General features: G+C 65.4%; 1 protein-coding gene. It reads left to right on the top strand.

Annotated elements, in window-relative coordinates; all coding sequences use genetic code 11:
* Nucleotides 1-97: 97 nt before the first annotated feature.
* On the top strand, nucleotides 98-315 hold a 218-nt coding region (locus AC0L2Y_RS34660), incomplete at its 3' end, for an ATP-binding protein (RefSeq protein ID WP_473562349.1).

The raw sequence follows: 315 nt of genomic DNA, 5'->3' as shown, positions 1-315 counted from the left end.
CTCCGGACCCGGCCCGGTTGCCGACCGTTCATGTGCAACTGGCGTCGCTCAATGGCTATGAAGCCCTGATCGGCACGGCGTATGCGGGGGAAGCCGCATGAAGGGCGCCCACACCATCGACGAAGCCCGGCTCGGCATCATGCTCAACGAACTGAGGCTGCCGACGATCAAGACACTCTGGCCGCAATTTGCCGAACAGGCGGATCGGGAAGGATGGCCGGCGGCGCGCTTCCTGTCAGCCATCGCCGAGCATGAACTGGCCGAACGTGCCCATCGCAGGATCGAAAGGCATCTCGCCGAGGCGCACCTGCCGCC

The sequence above is a fragment of the Mesorhizobium sp. WSM4830 genome (genome assembly GCF_055811495.1).
The sequence above is the reverse complement of the archived record's forward strand: the minus strand, read 5'-3'. Positions and strand labels throughout refer to the sequence as shown.